Annotated in this window: 19 protein-coding genes; 6 read left to right on the forward strand and 13 right to left on the reverse strand. The window is 60.7% G+C overall.

From position 1 onward, the window contains the following. Positions 1 to 15: 15 nt before the first annotated feature. Together GTP58_RS29935 and GTP58_RS29940 are read right to left on the reverse strand one after the other, a co-directional pair. Positions 16 to 702: a YjjG family noncanonical pyrimidine nucleotidase gene (locus GTP58_RS29935; protein WP_161080581.1), complete on the reverse strand. Its 687-nt coding sequence runs from the start codon at positions 700 to 702 to the stop codon at positions 16 to 18. An 11-nt stretch (positions 703 to 713) separates the two neighbouring features. After that, positions 714 to 1,334, reverse strand: a complete 621-nt coding sequence (locus tag GTP58_RS29940; RefSeq protein ID WP_161080582.1) for a GntR family transcriptional regulator — start codon at positions 1,332 to 1,334, stop codon at positions 714 to 716. A 65-nt stretch (positions 1,335 to 1,399) separates the two neighbouring features. Here GTP58_RS29940 and GTP58_RS29945 point away from each other — a divergent pair, with 65 nt between their 5' ends. Continuing rightward, complete coding sequence (locus tag GTP58_RS29945; RefSeq protein ID WP_161080583.1) at positions 1,400 to 1,849, forward strand: OsmC family protein; 450 nt, start codon at positions 1,400 to 1,402, stop codon at positions 1,847 to 1,849. Between the two features lie 7 nt (positions 1,850 to 1,856). On the opposite strand, the gene GTP58_RS29950 is transcribed toward GTP58_RS29945, so the two are convergent. The 9 genes from GTP58_RS29950 to GTP58_RS29990 all read right to left on the reverse strand — a co-directional run bounded on the left by GTP58_RS29950 (position 1,857) and on the right by GTP58_RS29990 (position 9,595). Then, a complete protein-coding gene (locus GTP58_RS29950) occupies positions 1,857 to 2,294 on the reverse strand; it encodes a hypothetical protein (RefSeq protein WP_161080584.1) in 438 nt (145 codons plus the stop codon). Between the two features lie 72 nt (positions 2,295 to 2,366). Continuing rightward, complete coding sequence (locus GTP58_RS29955; protein ID WP_202413915.1) at positions 2,367 to 3,344, reverse strand: hypothetical protein; 978 nt, start codon at positions 3,342 to 3,344, stop codon at positions 2,367 to 2,369. Between the two features lie 158 nt (positions 3,345 to 3,502). Further along, complete coding sequence (locus GTP58_RS29960) at positions 3,503 to 5,551, reverse strand: sodium-translocating pyrophosphatase (protein ID WP_161080585.1); 2,049 nt, start codon at positions 5,549 to 5,551, stop codon at positions 3,503 to 3,505. A 155-nt stretch (positions 5,552 to 5,706) separates the two neighbouring features. Continuing rightward, positions 5,707 to 6,363, reverse strand: a complete 657-nt coding sequence (adk, locus tag GTP58_RS29965; RefSeq protein ID WP_161080586.1) for an adenylate kinase — start codon at positions 6,361 to 6,363, stop codon at positions 5,707 to 5,709. Positions 6,364 to 6,551: 188 nt separating this feature from the next. Next, positions 6,552 to 7,298, reverse strand: a complete 747-nt coding sequence (gene kdsB / locus GTP58_RS29970) for a 3-deoxy-manno-octulosonate cytidylyltransferase (RefSeq protein WP_161080587.1) — start codon at positions 7,296 to 7,298, stop codon at positions 6,552 to 6,554. 3 nt (positions 7,299 to 7,301) lie between these two features. Then, entirely contained in the window at positions 7,302 to 7,478 is a 177-nt protein-coding gene (locus tag GTP58_RS29975) for a Trm112 family protein (protein WP_008446346.1), read from the reverse strand. Then, a complete protein-coding gene (gene lpxK, locus GTP58_RS29980; protein ID WP_161080588.1) occupies positions 7,459 to 8,559 on the reverse strand; it encodes a tetraacyldisaccharide 4'-kinase in 1,101 nt (366 codons plus the stop codon). Before lpxK ends, GTP58_RS29975 begins: the two co-directional genes overlap by 20 nt. Beyond that, positions 8,546 to 8,980 carry a biopolymer transporter ExbD gene (locus GTP58_RS29985; protein ID WP_161080589.1) on the reverse strand — a complete coding sequence of 145 codons (435 nt, stop codon included), beginning with the start codon at positions 8,978 to 8,980 and terminating at the stop codon, positions 8,546 to 8,548. The genes lpxK and GTP58_RS29985 overlap by 14 nt, the downstream gene beginning before the upstream one ends. 9 nt (positions 8,981 to 8,989) lie before the next feature. Beyond that, positions 8,990 to 9,595 (reverse strand): MotA/TolQ/ExbB proton channel family protein, encoded by a 606-nt coding sequence (locus GTP58_RS29990; protein ID WP_072787150.1) that lies wholly within the window; start codon positions 9,593 to 9,595, stop codon positions 8,990 to 8,992. A gap of 1,098 nt (positions 9,596 to 10,693) precedes the next feature. On the opposite strand from GTP58_RS29990, the gene xseA reads away from it, so the two are divergent. Beyond that, positions 10,694 to 12,052, forward strand: a complete 1,359-nt coding sequence (xseA, locus tag GTP58_RS29995; protein ID WP_161080590.1) for an exodeoxyribonuclease VII large subunit — start codon at positions 10,694 to 10,696, stop codon at positions 12,050 to 12,052. 4 nt (positions 12,053 to 12,056) lie between these two features. Next, positions 12,057 to 12,956 (forward strand): hypothetical protein, encoded by a 900-nt coding sequence (locus GTP58_RS30000; RefSeq protein WP_161080591.1) that lies wholly within the window; start codon positions 12,057 to 12,059, stop codon positions 12,954 to 12,956. On the opposite strand, the gene glk is transcribed toward GTP58_RS30000, so the two are convergent. Beyond that, complete coding sequence (gene glk, locus GTP58_RS30005) at positions 12,953 to 13,945, reverse strand: glucokinase (RefSeq protein WP_072787153.1); 993 nt, start codon at positions 13,943 to 13,945, stop codon at positions 12,953 to 12,955. The two genes, GTP58_RS30000 and glk, sit on opposite strands and share 4 nt — an antisense overlap. A gap of 260 nt (positions 13,946 to 14,205) precedes the next feature. Between glk and GTP58_RS30010 the strand changes: the two genes are divergently transcribed. Together GTP58_RS30010 and sodB are read left to right on the forward strand one after the other, a co-directional pair. Next, entirely contained in the window at positions 14,206 to 15,186 is a 981-nt protein-coding gene (locus tag GTP58_RS30010) for a LacI family DNA-binding transcriptional regulator (protein ID WP_072787154.1), read from the forward strand. A gap of 110 nt (positions 15,187 to 15,296) precedes the next feature. Continuing rightward, positions 15,297 to 15,875 (forward strand): superoxide dismutase [Fe], encoded by a 579-nt coding sequence (gene sodB, locus GTP58_RS30015; RefSeq protein ID WP_072787155.1) that lies wholly within the window; start codon positions 15,297 to 15,299, stop codon positions 15,873 to 15,875. Between the two features lie 74 nt (positions 15,876 to 15,949). On the opposite strand, the gene GTP58_RS30020 is transcribed toward sodB, so the two are convergent. Then, on the reverse strand, positions 15,950 to 16,699 hold the full coding sequence (locus GTP58_RS30020; protein ID WP_161080592.1) for a hypothetical protein: 750 nt from the start codon (positions 16,697 to 16,699) through the stop codon (positions 15,950 to 15,952). 71 nt (positions 16,700 to 16,770) lie between these two features. On the opposite strand from GTP58_RS30020, the gene mgrA reads away from it, so the two are divergent. Next, the gene (gene mgrA, locus GTP58_RS30025; RefSeq protein ID WP_072787157.1) at positions 16,771 to 17,811 is read left to right on the forward strand and encodes an L-glyceraldehyde 3-phosphate reductase; all 1,041 of its coding nucleotides are present in this window, start codon (positions 16,771 to 16,773) and stop codon (positions 17,809 to 17,811) included. Positions 17,812 to 17,820 lie beyond the last annotated feature (9 nt).

Raw genomic sequence — 17,820 nt, forward strand, 5'->3', positions numbered from 1 at the left:
ACGTAAACGTCAGCATTATAACAAGGTAGGCAGAATCGCATCCAGATGGGCGACTTCGTACGTCGGCCGGGCTTCGGATTCATTCAGCAGGCGGCCGGGATTGAACCAGCAGCTGTCGATGCCGAAGCGGTTGGCGCCAAGGATGTCAGCGTCCAGGCGGTCGCCGACGATGATCGTTTCGTGCCTGGCGAAGGCGCGCGCCATGCGTGTGGTGTAGTCGAAGAAGCGGCTGTCCGGCTTGGCGTAGCCGCACGCTTCCGAGGTGGCGATGAAGGAAATGTAGCTGCCCAGCCCCGAGCTGGCGATGCGGCGGTGCTGGATCGCTTCCACGCCATTGGTGATAATGCCCACCTCGCCCACCGCCGCCAGCTGCGCGCACAGCTGCGCGGCGCCCTCGATGAGCACCACGGTCTCGGACAGCGATTCCAGGTACAGCTGGCTGGCCGCTTCCGCATCCAGCGCCAGCGCGCTGGCGGCAAAGGTCTTGCGAAAGCGCTCGACCTTGAGGAAGTCCTTGCTGACCGTGCCCAGTTCAAACTCCCGCCACAAGCCGAGGTTGATGGCCTGGTACTGCGGGAACAGCGCTTCCGTGCTGCCGGTGTGGCCCAGCTGCTGCATGGTGCGGACAAATGACAGCTGCTCAGAGGCTCTGAAGTCCAGCAGCGTGTCGTCGAGATCGAAAAGAAAGAGTTTATGTTTCATAGCCCGACAGTTTAACGGATCGCCAGCAACACGATGCGGCGCGCCGATGCCAGATGCTCTACCGTCATGGCGCGCGCGCGTTCGGCATCGCCCGCCTGGCAGGCTTGCAGGATGTCCGCATGCTCGTGCTGGAACGCCGGTGTATCGGCCAGCAGCGTGTTTTGCAGGCGTTCGTAGCGCTCCACCTGCCCGCGCAGCTCGCGGATGGCTTTGAGCTGGCGCTGATTGCCGCACGGCGAATACAGCAGCGCGTGGAATTCGCGATTCAGCTCGCCCTGCTTTTGCGTGCCGGCCGCCTCGCCCAGCAGGCGATGCACCAGTTCGGCGCGCGCCAGCGTTTCTGCATCCATGCGCTCGACGGCGCGCTGGATGGCGTCGCCTTCAAGCAGCATGCGCAGGCTGTAGATTTCCTCGATATCCGCTGCGCTCAGCGCGCGCACGATAGCGCCGCGGTTGCGGAACAGTTCGACGAGCCCTTCCGCTTCCAGCTTCTGGATCGCCTCGCGCATGGGAATCCGGCTGACGGCAAAACGCTCGGCCAGTTCGCGCTCGACCAGGCGGGCGCCGTCGGGCAATTCGCCGCTGGCGATCAGGCCGCGCAGGGCGGCGGCAATGGTGTCTGAAGTATTCATGACGCAAATGGTATACCAAAATACCAAATCGCAGTACACTTTGCGTCCCAACCAAGGAGAACGCCATGGCATCGCACCAGTATCAGCTCACAGTGGAATGGACCGGCAACAGCGGCAGCGGCACGTCCGGCTACCGGGAATATGAACGCGCGCACACGATCAGCGCAGCAGGCAAGCCGTCGATTCCCGGCTCGTCCGACCCCGCATTTCGCGGCGACGCTGCGCGCTGGAATCCGGAAGAGTTACTGGTGGCCTCCGCTGCCGCCTGCCACAAGCTGTGGTATCTGCATCTGTGCGCGGATGCCGGGATTGTCGTCACCACTTACGAAGACCATGCGCAAGGCACGATGAAGGACGACCGCTTCGAGTCCATCGTGCTGCGCCCGCGTGTGACGATTTCGGCAGGCAGCGCCGATACGGCGGCGCAACTGCACCACGCCGCACATGAGAACTGCTATATCGCCAATTCAGTGAATTTCCCGATTCGCTGCGAACCCGTGATCCTGACGGCCTGATCCGGCGTCAGCACTGGATCATTGCGCCGGAGCGGTTGCACACCTTGCCTGACGGCGACACCACGCCGCCGCCAGCATTGTTATAGCGCACGCCATTGGCGCCGATGCAGCCGGCGGTATCGCAACCGGTCACGGGCACTGGCGCGTGCGGCCGGTCCAGCAGGCTTTGCATGGAAGGAGAAGGTGGCGCAGCCGGCATTGCCAATGGCGGTGCACGCTTGAGGTCGGGCATGCGCTGCACGATTTGCGGCACCGGGCGGCGCGGCATCGGCGATTTGGCCGGCGCCGTACGGCAAGGTTCGACCGCGAGGCCGGTGCCTTCCGCATTCAGCTGGCACAACGGCAATTTGGCGTAATCCGCCGCCGGGTCTGCCCAGGCAAACTCGCACACCAGCATTCCGAATAGAAACACGACAGTGAAAGCAGCGGATTTGGCGATGTTCATGGCGTTCCCTCCCTGTCTGTATTAATAGCAGACGCACGGTAGCAGGGAAGCCACGGAAACAATTCGTAACGCTTAACGTCCCCGCTGCACGATGATGCCCACCGAGGTGCAGGCATAGCCATACAGTTCCAGCTTCAGGTGGGCCGGGCCGTTTTGCGGCGTGGTGCTGGCAAAGGGCACGGTATCCACGTAGCCGTCGAGGAAGTGGGCGTCCGGCGCGATGGCAAACGCATCGACGTGGTGGCCACGTGCGCGCAGTTCGGTGATCAGTGCTTCCCAGTCCTTGCGGCGGTACAGCACCGTCGGGCCGTCTTCCACCGTGGCGTCGTTGGAGCTGAGGTTGAATTCCGTCGTGTGGCAGGCGATGCCGCCCACTTTCAGCGTTTTTTCCACGCTGTTGATGACGAAATCCAGGCCCAGTTGCAGGCTGCCCAGATGCTCCAGCGCACACGACGACCAGCAGAAATCGTAATCGCGGAATTGCTCGCCAATCGCGTTCATGTCGCACTCTTCAAAGTGCACGCGCTCATGGAAGGTTTCACGGTCGAGGATGCCGCCGTAAGGAATGCTGTCGATCGCGCTGCTGTACTGGCCATTGCTGCTCCAGCCCTGCGCCTGGTCCACGCTTTGCGGTGCATCGGTGGCGGTCACATGCATGCCGCCCTTGGCAAACAGCGCCGGCATACGCTCGGTGCCGACGCCAAAACCCAGCGCGCGCTTGCCTGGCGCTACCACACCACGGCTCTGCGCCGCGTGCACGATGTATGCCCACTCCCAGAACTTGCGGTGCAACATCGGCGGAATCGCCATCGAGCGTGCGATGGCGGTAAAGCTCGGATGGTAAAAGTCAGCTGCCGAGCAGGTCGAATACGGCATGAAAGGCTGCTGGGGATCGGACTGATAGACGTCGATGGGCGGCAGGAAGATGCTGGCTGGTGGTTTGGCCCTCTCCGCCAGCAATAATTCTTTTACACGCTCTTGCACCACAGATTCGGTAACACGCGAAATGATGCGGCGCAATGCAGCACGCGGGGACAGGCTGATATTCATAAGACAATCTTTGCTAAAGTTTACTTAGGGATAATATCCTCCTTCTCAGCAAAAGATTCTCACCAATTCTCACACAACTGCAATTTCCTTGTAACGAGGCGTAACGGCAGTTGTGTGGGGCGGCATCCGCGCGATGCTAGCCGGCCATCAGCTGACCATCAGCCGACCGCCAGCCATCCCGAAGCCGGCAGCAAAGGCACCAGTAGCAGCGCGACGATATTGATAATTTTAATCAGCGGGTTGACCGCCGGGCCGGCCGTATCCTTGTACGGGTCGCCCACGGTATCGCCGGTGACGGCCGCCTTATGGGCGTCCGAACCCTTGCCGCCGTAGTGGCCATCTTCGATGTATTTCTTGGCATTGTCCCAGGCGCCGCCGCCCGTGGTCATCGATATTGCCACGAACAGGCCGGTGACGATGGTGCCCATCAGCATACCGCCCAGCGCGGCCGAACCGAGCAGCATGCCGACCAGAATCGGCACCACCACCGGCAGCAACGACGGCACGATCATTTCCTTGATCGCCGACGCGGTCAGCATATCGACCGCCTTGTCGTACTCCGGCTTGCCCGTGCCTTCCATGATGCCCTTGATGTCGCGGAACTGGCGGCGCACCTCCACCACCACCGCACCGGCCGCGCGGCCCACCGCTTCCATCGCCATCGCGCCAAACAGATAAGGAATCAGGCCGCCGATAATCAGGCCGACAATCACCATCGGGTTGGACAAATCAAACGCAATGCTGCGGCCGGCCGATTCCAGCGCGTGCGTGTAGTCGGCAAACAGCACCAGCGCCGCCAGGCCGGCCGAACCGATCGCATAGCCTTTGGTGACAGCCTTGGTGGTATTGCCGACTGCATCCAGCGGGTCGGTAATCGCACGCACCGAATCCGGCATGCCCGACATCTCGGCGATGCCGCCGGCGTTGTCGGTGATCGGACCGTAGGCGTCCAGCGCCACCACGATGCCCGCCATCGACAGCATCGAGGTCGCGGCAATCGCCACGCCGTACAATTGGCCCAGCTGGTAGGAAACCAGGATCGCCGCGCACACGGCCAGCACTGGCCATGCGGTGGACTTCATCGAGACGCCCAGGCCGGCAATGATGTTGGTGCCATGGCCGGTGGTCGATGCTTCGGCGATGTGCTTCACGGGGGGGAAGTCGGTGCCGGTATAGTATTCGGTGATGTAGACCATCAGCCCGGTCAGCACGATGCCCACCACGGTGCAGCCCATCATCTTCATCCGCATGGCGTCGTCGCTCCACAGCTGCCAGGTGACGATGGCAAAGCCGATCAGCGACAGCCCGGCCGCCCACCACAGGCCGGTGTACAGCGCCGACATGATCTTCTTGCCCGGCTTGGCCTTGACCATCGAGCAGCCGATGATCGACGCGATGATGGAGACTGCGCCCAGCAACAGCGGATACACCACCGCCGTCGTGCCCATAGCCCCCATCAGCAGCGCGCCCAGCAGCATGGTAGCGATCAAGGTCACCACATAGGTTTCAAACAGGTCGGCCGCCATGCCGGCGCAGTCACCGACGTTGTCGCCAACGTTATCGGCGATCACGGCCGGGTTGCGCGGATCATCTTCCGGAATGCCCGCCTCCACCTTGCCGACCAGGTCCGCGCCGACGTCCGCCCCCTTGGTAAAGATGCCGCCGCCCAGCCGCGCAAAAATCGAGATCAGCGACGCGCCAAACGCCAGGCCGATCAAAGGCTCGATCACCTTGTGCAAATTCATGCCCGGACCGACGCCGGCCACCAGGAACATATAGAACAGCACCACGCCCAGCAAGCCCAGGCCGACCACCAGCATGCCGGTGATGGCGCCGCCCTTGAAGGCGACGTCGAGCGCTTCGTTCATGCCTTTGCTGGCCGCCTGCGCCGTGCGTACATTGGCGCGCACCGAGACGTTCATGCCGATAAAGCCGCACGCGCCCGACAGCACCGCGCCAATCAGGAAGCCGATCGCGGTACTCAGGTCAAGCAACACACCAATCAGGATAAGCAGCACCACGCCGACAATCGCGATGGTGCGGTACTGGCGCGCGAGGTAGGCTGCGGCGCCCTGTTGAATCGCCAGTGCGATTTCCTGCATCCGCGGATTGCCCGCGTCCTGTCGCAAAATCCAGCTGCGCGACCAGAGTCCGTAAATCACGGCGATGACGCCGCATGCCACTGCCAACCATAAGCTGTCTGCCATAGTGTCCCCTTATTATGTTGATCGAGCCTACAAACCACACTTCAGCGCACCGCCGCTTGTGACAGCGGGCCGCTAACTGCGAACTGCAAAACTGAAAAACTGGGATGGCATCCGGCGAAAAAAAAGCGGACCATCGGTCCGCTCTACTGTAACGCTTATTTGCTCAATGCGGCAAACGCTGCGTCGCGAATTTCGTCAACAGGACCGACGCCTTCGATGCGGCGGTACTTGGGTGCGCCAGGCTGGCCCGATTGTGCCCAGGTGTTGTAGTAGCCCAGCAGCACTTCGGTTTGGTTGTGGTACACGTCCAGGCGCTTCTTCACGACGTCTGCCTTGTCGTCGTCGCGCTGCACCAGCGGTTCGCCGGTGACGTCGTCCTTGCCTTCTTCTTTTGGCGGATTGAACTTGACGTGGTACACGCGGCCCGATGCCGGGTGGCAGCGGCGGCCGTCGATACGTTCAATGATCGATTCATCCGGCACGGCGATTTCCAGCACGTAGTCCACGGCGACGCCGCTGTCTTTCATGGCGTCAGCTTGCGCGATGGTGCGTGGGAAGCCGTCGAACAGATAGCCGTGGGCGCAGTCAGGCTGGGTCAGGCGGTCCTTGACCAGACCGATGATGATGTCATCCGATACCAAACCACCTTCATCCATGACCTTCTTGGCGGCCAGGCCCAGTTCCGTGCCAGCCTTGATGGCGGCGCGCAGCATATCACCAGTGGAAATTTGCGGGATGTTATATTTTTCTTTGATGAAATTAGCCTGGGTGCCCTTGCCGGCCCCTGGTGCTCCTAAAAGAATGAGACGCATGAAGTTTCCTAAAAACAGATATGGGTATGGTTGGTTAGTGTCAGATCGTACGAAACTTACCACAAAACTTAGTCTTTACGCCAATTTGCCAGCGATATTCCGTATGAATATCGCACAGTTACAGGCTTTATATCAGTGGTAACTGACGGAGAACTGACGATTCGCGGCGCGAATCGGTATAAATTATTTTAATAATGCTGGCGTACGCGCTCCAGGTCCTCCGGCGTATCCACGCCAGCGGCCGGGGCCGAATCGGTCACATGCACGGCAATCGGGTAGCCATGCCACAGCACGCGCAGCTGCTCCAGCGCTTCGATCGATTCCAGCGGCGATACTTCCAGCGCCGGATAGGCTCGCAGGAAGTCGTTGCGGTAGGCGTACAGTCCGATGTGACGCAGCGGCACATGGCCAGCAGGCAGATGCTCTTTGGACTGCGCAAACGCGTCGCGGTTCCACGGGATGGTGGCGCGCGAGAAGTACAGGGCGCGGCCAGCCTTGTCCAATACCACTTTCACCACGTTGGGGTTGAACGCATCGGCCGCCGTGTGCAGCGGATGGGCGCAAGTGGACATCGGTACATCCTTGCCAATCCGCGCGGCGGCTGCCTGCAGCAGGGCCGGATCGATGAGCGGCTCGTCGCCTTGCAGGTTGACGATGACGGCGTCCGCCGGCAGGTTCAGCGTGCGTACCACTTCAGCGATGCGGTCGGTGCCGGACGGGTGGTCCGCACGGGTCATGCACACTTCCACGCCATGCTGCTCGCAGGCGGCGCGGATGTCTTCGTGATCGGTGGCGACAATGATGCGGGCAGCGCCCGACTGCTGCGCGCGTTCAGCCACGCGCACCACCATCGGTTTGCCGCCCAGGTCGGCCAGCGGTTTGTTCGGCAGCCGGGTCGAGGCCAGGCGGGCCGGAATGACGACGATGAAGGACACTGCTTATTCCGCCTTGTCCTGCAGCGTGCGCGCCTCGTCGGCCCACATGATCGGAATGCCGTCGCGGATAGGATAGGCCAGGCGGTCGCCTTTGCAAATCATCTCCTGCGCCTTTTTATCGTACTCCAGAGGGCCTTTGCAGACCGGGCATACCAGGATATCAAGCAATCGAGCGTCCACGACATTTCTCCACAATTTGGTCGGCCAGCGCGCGGTCGATGCACGCTGTTACCGGGACGACCCATAGTCGCGGGTCGTCGCTGAGTTCTTCAATTTGCGCACATTTTACTGCATCCTTCTCCGTCATCAAGATTAGGTCGGCCTCCAGGGCGGCAAACGGCCGGTCCTGGAAGTCGTGATGATCGGGCAAAGGCAGCTCAATAATGCGCAGGCCTGCGGCTTTCAGCATGCCAAAGAAGCGCGCCGGATTGCCGATGCCGGCGGCGGCGGCGATGCGCAGCGCGGGCTGGGCGGCGAGTTCCGCCAGCGCCTTGCGCTGGGTTCGGTCGCGGAGCTGCTCGGCGTACTCCCCCACCAGCGTCATCTGGACCGCCACCGTCCGCAGATCTGGGGTCTGACCCCGTAGGGGGTCAGACCCCGCCGTTACCGGGGTAACTGCGCGCACCAGCTCAGGCGTCAGCTGCGGCGCATTAATAACCGTAAAATCGCGTCGGCGCGACACCGGCTCGCGCAGCGGCCCGGCCGGCAGCAGCCAGCCATTGCCCGCACCCCGGCCGTCGAACAGGATGATCTCCACATCGCGCTGCAGCTTGTAGTGCTGCAGGCCATCGTCGGTGAGCAGAATATTCACCTCGGGATGCGCGGCCAGCAGCGCGCGCCCAGTCACAGCACGGTCACGGCCCACCATCACCGGCGCACCGGTGCGCTGCCTGATGAGCAACGGCTCATCGCCCACCTGCGCCGGCGTGGAGGTCGCCGTCACTGCACGCGCGCCCTCCGCCGAACTGCCAAACCCACGCGAAATCACCCCCGGCCGCATGCCCGCCGCCTGCAGCGCCTGCACCAGCCAGATGGTCAGCGGCGTCTTGCCCGTGCCGCCGATGTAGATATTCCCCACCACCACCACCGGCACCGGCAGGCGCGACGACTTGAGCACGCCCGCGCGGAACAGGGCCGCACGCGCGCCACTCAACAAGCGGAACAACAGGGAGACGGGCCACAAGGCGCACGCCAGCGGGCCGCGGCGCAGCCAGTTGCGTGTCAGCGTGGATTCCAGCGCCGACGAATTATTTTGTGCCACCTGTCTGCGCCGCGAAAGTAAGTTTCTCGTAGCCGGCGATGCGCGCGGCCTCCATCACATTGATGACCATTTGATGCATCGCGAACTGATCCGCGTTGACGATCACCACCGGCGACTTGCCAGCCTCGCCGCCCTTGCCGGCCGCCTCGCGCATGGCCTGCGCAAAGCCGTTCACATCGCGGAACGATACCGGCTCGCCGTTGATGGTGTAGTTGCCCTTGGCGTCCACCGTCACATTCAGTTCGAACGGCTTGTCGGTGGCTTTCTGCGCGTCGGCAGTCGGCAGCGTGATCTGCAATTCGGTGAACTTGCTGTAGGTGGTGCTGACCATCAGGAAAATCAGGATCACCAGCAGCACGTCGATGAACGGGATCAGGTTGATCTCCGGGTCCTCGCGGCGCTGGCCTTTGCGGAAATTCATGGCGCGTCCTTACTTGCGCTTGCTGTGGACGATATCCACAAACTTCACCGCCTGCTGCTCCATGTCGATGATGAAGCTGTCCACCAGCGCGCGGAAGTGGCGGTAAAAGACCAGCGTCGGCATCGCGATCGCCAGGCCAAAGCCGGTGTTATACAAGGCCACCGAAATACCGTGCGCCAGCGCGGCCGGATTGGAACCCGCCGCATTCTGCGAACCAAAAATCTCGATCATGCCGACCACCGTGCCAAACAGACCCATCAGTGGCGCCAGCGTGGCAATGGTGCCCAGCGTGGTCAGGAAGCGCTCCAGCGTGTGCGCCACGCCGCTGCCCGCTTCTTCAATCGATTCTTTCATCACATCGCGCGGCGCATCCACATTGCGCAGCGCGGCTGACAGCACGATGCCCAGCGGCGAACTCTTTTCCAGCTTGTCGATGATGTCAGGCGTGATGTGGTTGTTGCGGTAGACCTGCACCACTTCGTCCAGCAGCTTTTTCGGGATGATCTTGCTGCGGCGCAGATACATGAGGCGTTCGACAATCAGGGCCGTTGCGACGATGGAAGCAATCAACAACAGCCAGATAGGCCAACCTGCAGCTTGGAATATGGCGAGCAAAACGAACTCCTAGTGATAAACAACCGAATGGCGCAATGTATCGTGTTGGACGGCCGTCGGCAAGTGTCTGGTGGAGTTCTCAACATTTTCTGTGGACAATAATGTGAGCAAGGCCAGTGCTTTATGCCTAAGTCCTTGATCTACAAAAGAATACTGTATCAGCTCAAAATTTGCGCAAGCGCATTTCCCCATCCCCCAGTTATGCCCATATTCTGTGGACAACGTTGTTAGCAAGGAACACTGCTTCTGGTAAAGCCGTTGATTTATAAGGAGATTTTTTTCCTGCGTAAAAAAAGCGCACCAGTCGCAGGCCAAAACACCCGGCTTCTGTCACTGGTATGAATGTGGACTTCTACACATTTAATGTGGATAAGCGTGTTAGCAAGCGCTTCCACAACATGCAAGCACATTGATTTATAAGGATTTTTTTGCCTTGAGTAAAAATCTGGCACCACTGTATTTTTCGCCCCTTCTGCGTGCAGAACCCCGCTTATCCACCGTCCAGTGCAGGAATGCGACCGATAAGCTCCAGCTATCGCCCACTTCTGCACATTTTGTGTGGATAAGATTGTTAGCAAGGCGCAAGTTACAAACCCAAGTCATTGATTTGTAATATTTTAATTGCCATGCGTAAAAATAAAGCAGCTGATTTCAGGTCATGCGTCCGGTGGAAAAATGTCACTGGATCAGCCGGCCCGGATATTCACCACCCATGGCCATAAACCGCCCAGCGCAGAGTTTTGCACAAATTCTGTGGATAAAAGTGTGCGAAACAATGTCCTACCCGACTTAAGTCATTGATTTGTCACAATATACTTTCTCTGCGTAAATTTTAGGCATGGCGAAAATACCAACAAGAAAACAGCTATCGCTCACCAAAGTTCCACACATCTTTTGTGGATAACTTTGTGCGTAACCGGGGCCAGTGCGGGCAAAGTGCTTGATCCATAAGGACTTTTCGTCTTTGCACGCAAATACAGCAGAAATGTTTACCTTTTAAAATCATAGATTTACCTATAATACTTACCGCTTTAGCTGCTCTGTGACCGCTGTGTGACCAAACGCACATAGTGTGGATAGTTTCCATTTTTGAAATCTATGAACTTCGACGACCCTCACGACACCGCCCCCGCCGCCGCCCCGGTGATTACCGTCAGCGCCCTCAATCAGGCGGTCGCGCGGCTGCTGGAGCGCACCTTCCCATTGCAGTGGATATCTGGCGAGGTGTCCAACTTCACGCGGGCGGCGTCTGGCCACTGGTACTTCACGCTCAAGGACGACGGCGCCCAGGTGCGCGCCGTGATGTTCCGCGGCCGTGCGCAGTACGCGGGCTTCGTGCCACGCGAGGGCGACAAGGTCGAGGTGCGCGCGCTGGTCACGCTGTATGGCGCACGCGGCGACTACCAGATCAATGTGGAAGCGATCCGCCGCGCCGGCGTAGGCTCGCTGTTTGAAGCCTTCCAGCGGCTCAAGGAAAAGCTGGACGCGGCAGGCCTGTTCCATCCCGACCGCAAGCGCGCCTTGCCGATGTTTGCGCGCACCGTGGGCATCGTCACCAGTCCACAAGCCGCCGCACTGCGCGACGTGCTGACCGCCTTGCAGCGCCGCGCGCCGCACGTGCAGGTGATCCTCTACCCGACGCCGGTCCAGGGCCAGCTGGCGGCGCAGAAAATTGCGGCGGCCATCGACACGGCATCGCTGCGCGGCGAGTGCGATGTGCTGATCGTTTGCCGTGGCGGCGGCAGCATCGAGGACCTGTGGTCGTTCAATGATGAGGAAGTCGCGTATGCCGTAGCCAACTGCCGCATGCCGGTGATTTCAGGCGTCGGCCACGAGACCGACTTCACGATCTGCGATTTTGCGTCCGACCTGCGCGCGGCCACGCCAACGGCGGCAGCTGAACTGGCCGTCACGCCACGCGCCGACTGGATGGCATCGCTGCGCGCCGACGTCATCGACCTGCGCCGCGCCATGCGCCGCGCACTCAACGATGCCGAGCAAACGCTGGACATGCATTCGCGCCGCCTGCTGAATCCCACGGCGCAAATCGGGCAGCAGCGCCACAAGCTGCGCGCCTTCGCCACCACCATGACGCACGCCAACCGCGCGCCATTGGCGCAAGCGCGCCATCAGCTGGACCGTTTGAGCGGCCGCCTGAGCGCACGCAAGCCGGACGTCAGCGCGTCGCGCTCGGTGCTGGCCAGCTTGCAGCACCGCGCCACCACCAGCATGGCACGCCAGTTGCACCAGAAACGCGACGCCCTGGCCGCACTGTCCTCGCAGCTGGAACTGCTCAATCCCCAGCGCACACTGGAGCGCGGCTACGCCATCGTCACCGACAGCAAGGGCGCGATTTTGCGCACGCCAGCACAGCTGCAACCGCGCAGCAGCATCAACGTGCGCCTGGCCGAAGGCAGCGCCGAAGTGGGCATCGACAGCGTACAACCGACGTTATAAGAAAATGATGAAAGCCTTTGTACTGACACTGACACTTGCTCTCGCCGCGGCCAACGCTGCGGCGTACAGCATGCCGGACGAGCAGATCAAAACGCCCTACGGCGTGCTGACAGCCTCGCCATCGCAAGGCGCGTCGCTGGATGTCTACACGCTGACATTGGGCGGGAAAACGCTGGGCAAGGTCGAAGCCGATGCCGTCAACCTGTACCGCGTGGCCTCGTCTGACAGCGGCCCCGCTTACGTCATCGTCGACAAGAACGTGCCAGGCCTGCACTGCCGCCATGAATTTGCACTGGTCCAGATCAGTTCCGAGACCACCGCCAGCTTGTCCGAGGGCTTCGGCGAGTGCATGGACTTCCTGGATGCGAAGCTCACCCAGGACGGCGTATCGATCATGCTGGAGAGCCCTGCTATCGTGGGCCAGAAATCGCGCACCGAAGAATGGCAGTGGAAGCATGGCGTGATGAGCAAGGCGCAGGCTGCGGCGCCATCCGGCCTGCTCCGCTACGACAACAGCAAATACGGCTACGCGGTCAGCTATCCAGCGTCCTTTGTGGGACAAGGCGTTCCCGATGCGGGCGATGGCCAGATCTTCACCGCGCCCGGAAACGACGCCAGCTTCACTGCATCCGGCAGCTATTGCGAAGACGGCGCCCGTGCGCTCGCCAGCTTTGTTGACGGCTATAAGCAGAATGAGAAAAAAGGCAGCCTGACTATCACCTACAGCCGGATGACCAAATCGTTCGCGGTGATATCCGGCATCAGGGGCAGCCGGATTTTCTATGCCAAACAGACGTTCAACAACACCAGCTGCGCCAAATTCAGCCTGGAATATGAACCGGCAGCGAAGAGCGTGTACGACCCGCTGATCGGCCGTATCGCCAACTCCTTGAAGCTGAACTAGGCGGCAGCAAGCATCGCGGACATGCCGCTCAGGACCAGATTTTTTTCAGTGATGACGTAAGTCGGAATGTGGGCCAGGTAGTCGGAGAAGCGGCCCTTCTGTTCAAAGCGCGCGCGGAAGCCGGAGCGTTCGAAAAAGTCGCTCATCTTCAGCACGATGCGGCCGCCGATGTAGATGCCGCCTTTGGCGCCCAGCGTCAGCGCCACATTGCCCGCCACGGTGCCCAGCATTTCGCAGAAAGCCAGCAGCGTCTCTTCGCACACGGGATCGAGACGGTGCAGGCCACGGTCCATGATGTCGCCGGTACTCAGATTTTGCGGCTCGACGCGCGCGCGTTCGCACAGCGCCCGGTACACCAGCGACAAGCCGATGCCCGACACCAGCCGCTCGCTCGACACATGCTCGTGGTAGCGGCGCGCATAGCGCAGGATGTCGATTTCGCGCTCGTTCATCGGCGCAAACGTGGCGTGACCGCCTTCGCTGTCAATGGCGATCCAGCGATCACCGGCCGGCACCAGGCCGGAAACGCCCAGCCCGGCATCCGCGCCCACCAGGCCAATGGTCGCGCCAGCGCGCGCCACCCCCGCGCCGATCTGGTGTTTTTGTTCGGGCGCCAGATACGGCAAGGCGCTCGCCAGCGCGGTGAAGTCGTTCACCACCACCAGCGATTTGAGACTGAACTGCGAGCACACGGCTTCAATCGAAAACGACCAGTGATGGTTGGTCATGGTCACCCAGTCGCCATCAATCGGGTTGGCGATGGCGATGCCGGCAAAGCGTGCCTGGTAGCCGCCCGCCGCCACCGTCTCCGCCTGCGACAAATAGGCCACCATGGCCGCGCCCAGCGTGGGATAGGCAGCGCACTCGGTCAGCCAGATGGCTTCGATTTGATTGGGCGCGGTCTCCAGGCCAAAACTGGCACTGCTGCCGCCGATGTCAGCCAGGATGCGCGGGCCGTTGGCGAGGTGCGAAAAAGAATCGCGTTTCATGTCTCTTTCCGTTCTGTCTCTTGTGTTTGGACGTTCTGATTTGGCGTCTTGATTATATGTCACAGCATTTCTTGAAAACGTTTTCAAATGCCTTTTTCATTAAATACTGCCGCCCGCAGAAAGTCAATCTGCTGTCACTCTCCAAATTGGCGGAGAGAGGCGAAAAATATGGTAACCTTCCGGCGAAAAGGTTTTCATAACTACACCGATAAGGAAATACGTTGGCAGACACTCCCCACTCCTCCGGCCCATCGACGCTGATGGATGTTGCACGCCAGGCGGGAGTGTCCCCGAGTACGGTATCGCGTATCCTGAACGGCACGGCCAAGGTGTCGGACGACAAGCGCCAGGCGGTGCTGGCGGCCATCGAAAAAATGAATTTCGCGCCCAACCAGATGGCGCAGGGCCTGAAAAAAGGCCGCTCCATGACCATCGGCATCGTGGTGCAGGATATCTCTTCCCCTTTCTTTGACGAAACGCTGCGCGGCGTGGACGATGGCCTCAAGGGCACGGGCTATGCGTCGGTAATCGTCAGCGGCCACTGGAACGCGGAAGAGGAAGCCGACCGTATCCGCCTGCTGCTGGCGCGCAAGGTCGATGGCATCATCCTGCTGTCGGGCCGCATGTCGGATGAGACGGTGCTGAGTTTTTCCGGCCAGCGTCCCATCGTGTCCACCGGCCGCGCGCTGCAAACCCGCAGCGCGCTGGGCTTCAAGATGGACAATGAACACGGCGCCTATCTGGCCGTGCACCACCTGATTGAGCTGGGCCACAAGCAGATCGCCTTTATCTCCGGCCCCGCCAACAACAGCGACGCGGCCGAACGCCTGGCCGGCTACCAGCGCGCCTTGCAGGAAGCAGGCATCCCAATTGACGACCACCTGATCGTCGAGGGTAACTATCACGAGTCGAGCGGCATGCTGGCCATGAACCGCTTGTTCGATACGCACCAGCAGTTCACGGCGGTGTTTGCGGCCAATGACCTCAGTGCGTATGGCGCGCGGCTGGCCTTGTACCGCAAGGGCATCCGTGTGCCGGATGATATTTCGCTGGTCGGTTTCGACGATCTGCCGGGCTCCTCGTACACAACGCCGCCACTGACCACGATACGCCAGCCGCTGTACGACATCGGCCGCATCGCCACCCAGGCCTTGCTGCGCATCATTAACGGTGAGGAAGCGCGCGGCGCCGTACCGCCGCTGGAACTCATCGTCCGCGAAACCACGCGCAGGGTGCGCTAATCCACACGAAACCCGGGTGTTTTCTGCGAGGACGGCCTAACCGCTTTACAATGGTGGTCGTTTCGATAAAATCACCCGGTTGAAACAACCACTAAACCTAAGGAAGAACAATGGAACATACTCTGCCACCTCTGCCATATGCAATCGACGCCCTGGCGCCGGCCATCTCGCAAGAAACGCTGGAATACCACTACGGTAAGCACCACCAAACGTATGTCACCAACCTGAACAACCTGATCAAAGGTACCGAGTTCGAAAACCTGTCGCTGGAAGAAATCATCAAGAAATCGTCGGGCGGCATTTTCAACAACTCGGCACAAATCTGGAACCACACCTTCTTCTGGAACAGCCTGACCCCGAACGGCAAAGGCGCACCAGACGGCGCACTGGCTGATGCCATCAACGCCAAGTGGGGTTCGTTCGACAAGTTCAAAGAAGAATTCACCAAATCGGCCGTCGGCAACTTCGGTTCGAGCTGGACCTGGCTGGTGAAAAAGGCTGACGGTTCGCTGGACATCGTCAACACCTCCAACGCCGCCACCCCGCTGACCACCGACGCCAAAGCGCTGATCACCATCGACCTGTGGGAACACGCTTACTACATCGACTACCGCAACGCGCGTCCTAAGTTCGTCGAGACTTTCTTCAAGCTCGCCAACTGGGACTTCGCTGCCGCCAACTTCGCCTGAGCGATCCCGGCAGCCTGAGTCAAAAGCCCGCTTCGGCGGGTTTTTTTTCGCCATCGTAGACTGGTGGGCCGACCTCAAGGCATCAGCTGTAGCGTTTTGGTGGTTTTGAACTCCCCTTTCTCGCCAGCGCCAGTGCTGCTGCCACGGCTTTCGAAGCGGCTGGTAATCAGACGTTTGCCGGCAACCGTGTAGCTACTGCTTTCTTCGTTTTTGCCGTTGAAGCTGACCACCAGAAACGCGCGGCCAGAGTAGCTCTGTACGATGCGGCTGCCCAGCGGCGTACCGTCCGGGCCGATCCAGACGTAGATATTGCCCTCAAAATCCTTGACGTATTTACGCTGACGGTCGCTGATGACGTCCATACCCTGCGCATAGGTCAGCATGCGCGCGGCCTTGCCCTGGTAGCTGTCCTGTTTCTCCGATTTGAACGCCGCCTTTTCCAGACGCTGCGCCAGCATTGCCGCCGCTGAAATCATCGGCCGCAGCTCGGTCGGCGCAAAGTCTTTGGCCGCGCTCATGGTGGGCGTTTTGGCATTTGGATTGCGCGCTTGCGCGACGGCTTCCGCATCCAGCCTGGCCAGCATCTCCCGGCTGTAGGTCAGCTGCATGCCACGTGCGCTATCGTCGATGCTGACGCTGGCCTGGCCGTTGATTTCTTCCACATCCTTGCCCTCGCCTTCGCGCCGCCATACGCTCGCCTCCAGCGTGGCCTTCAATGGCCCTGGCTCCTGCAAACGTTCAAGCGCCGCCTTCAGATCGGCCGCGCCATCCGCGCGGGCCGCAGCACTGGTGGCGATCGCCACCAACAGCAATACCAAACGCATACCGTCTCCTGTGGAATTATGATTGGACGATTATAATGAGCCGGCCCGATTCCACCATGGAGACTTTTACAATGAGTTACCTCGCGTCCCCGCATCGCTATGACGAGATGCAGTACCGTACCTGCGGCCGTAGTGGCCTGAAGCTGCCGTTGATGTCACTGGGGATGTGGCATAACTTCGGCGACACCAACAACCTCGCTTCGCAACGCGAGATGCTGCGCACCGCGTTCGATCTGGGCATCACCCACTTCGACCTGGCCAACAACTACGGCCCGCCATACGGCTCGGCAGAATCCAACTTCGGCCACCACTTCAGGCAGGACTTCAAGCCTTACCGCGATGAGCTCATCATCTCCACCAAAGCCGGCTGGGATATGTGGCCCGGCCCGTACGGCCAGGGCGGCGGCTCCCGCAAATATGTGCTGGCCAGCCTGGATCAATCCCTGCAACGCATGGGCCTCGACTACGTCGATATCTTCTACTCGCACCGCTTCGATCCGGACACGCCGCTGGAAGAAACCATGGGCGCCCTGGCGCACGCGGTCCAGCAAGGCAAGGCCTTGTACGTGGGCGTGTCGTCCTACTCGGCAGAGAAAACTGCGGAAGCTGCGCGCCTGCTGAAAGAGTGGAAGGTGCCGTGCCTGATCCATCAGCCTTCCTACAATATGCTGAACCGCTGGATCGAAACCGACGGCCTGCTCGACACGCTGGGCCAGGAAGGCATTGGCTGCATCACCTTCACCGCGCTCGCACAGGGCATCCTGAGCGACAAGTACCTGAACGGCGTGCCTGCCGACGCCCGCATCAATCGCCCTGGCGGCGGCTCGCTCCAGCAATCGCATCTGAGCGAGGCCAATCTGGAGCGCGTGCGCGGCCTGAATGAAATCGCCAAACGCCGTGGCCAGACGCTGGCGCAAATGGCGCTGGCCTGGGTGCTGCGCGATGAACGCATCACGTCCACGCTGATCGGCGCCAGCAACGCCGCGCAGATCCGCGAGAACGTCGCCGCGTTGAAGAACCTCTCCTTCACCGCAGAGGAACTGGCGCACATTGACGCGCAGGCCCAGGAAGGCGCGATCAATCTGTGGGCCGGCTCTTCGGAACACCGCTGATACGGCCAA

It is taken from the genome of Duganella sp. CY15W, assembly GCF_009857555.1.
Taxonomy (GTDB): Bacteria; Pseudomonadota; Gammaproteobacteria; order Burkholderiales; family Burkholderiaceae_D; genus Rugamonas; species Rugamonas sacchari.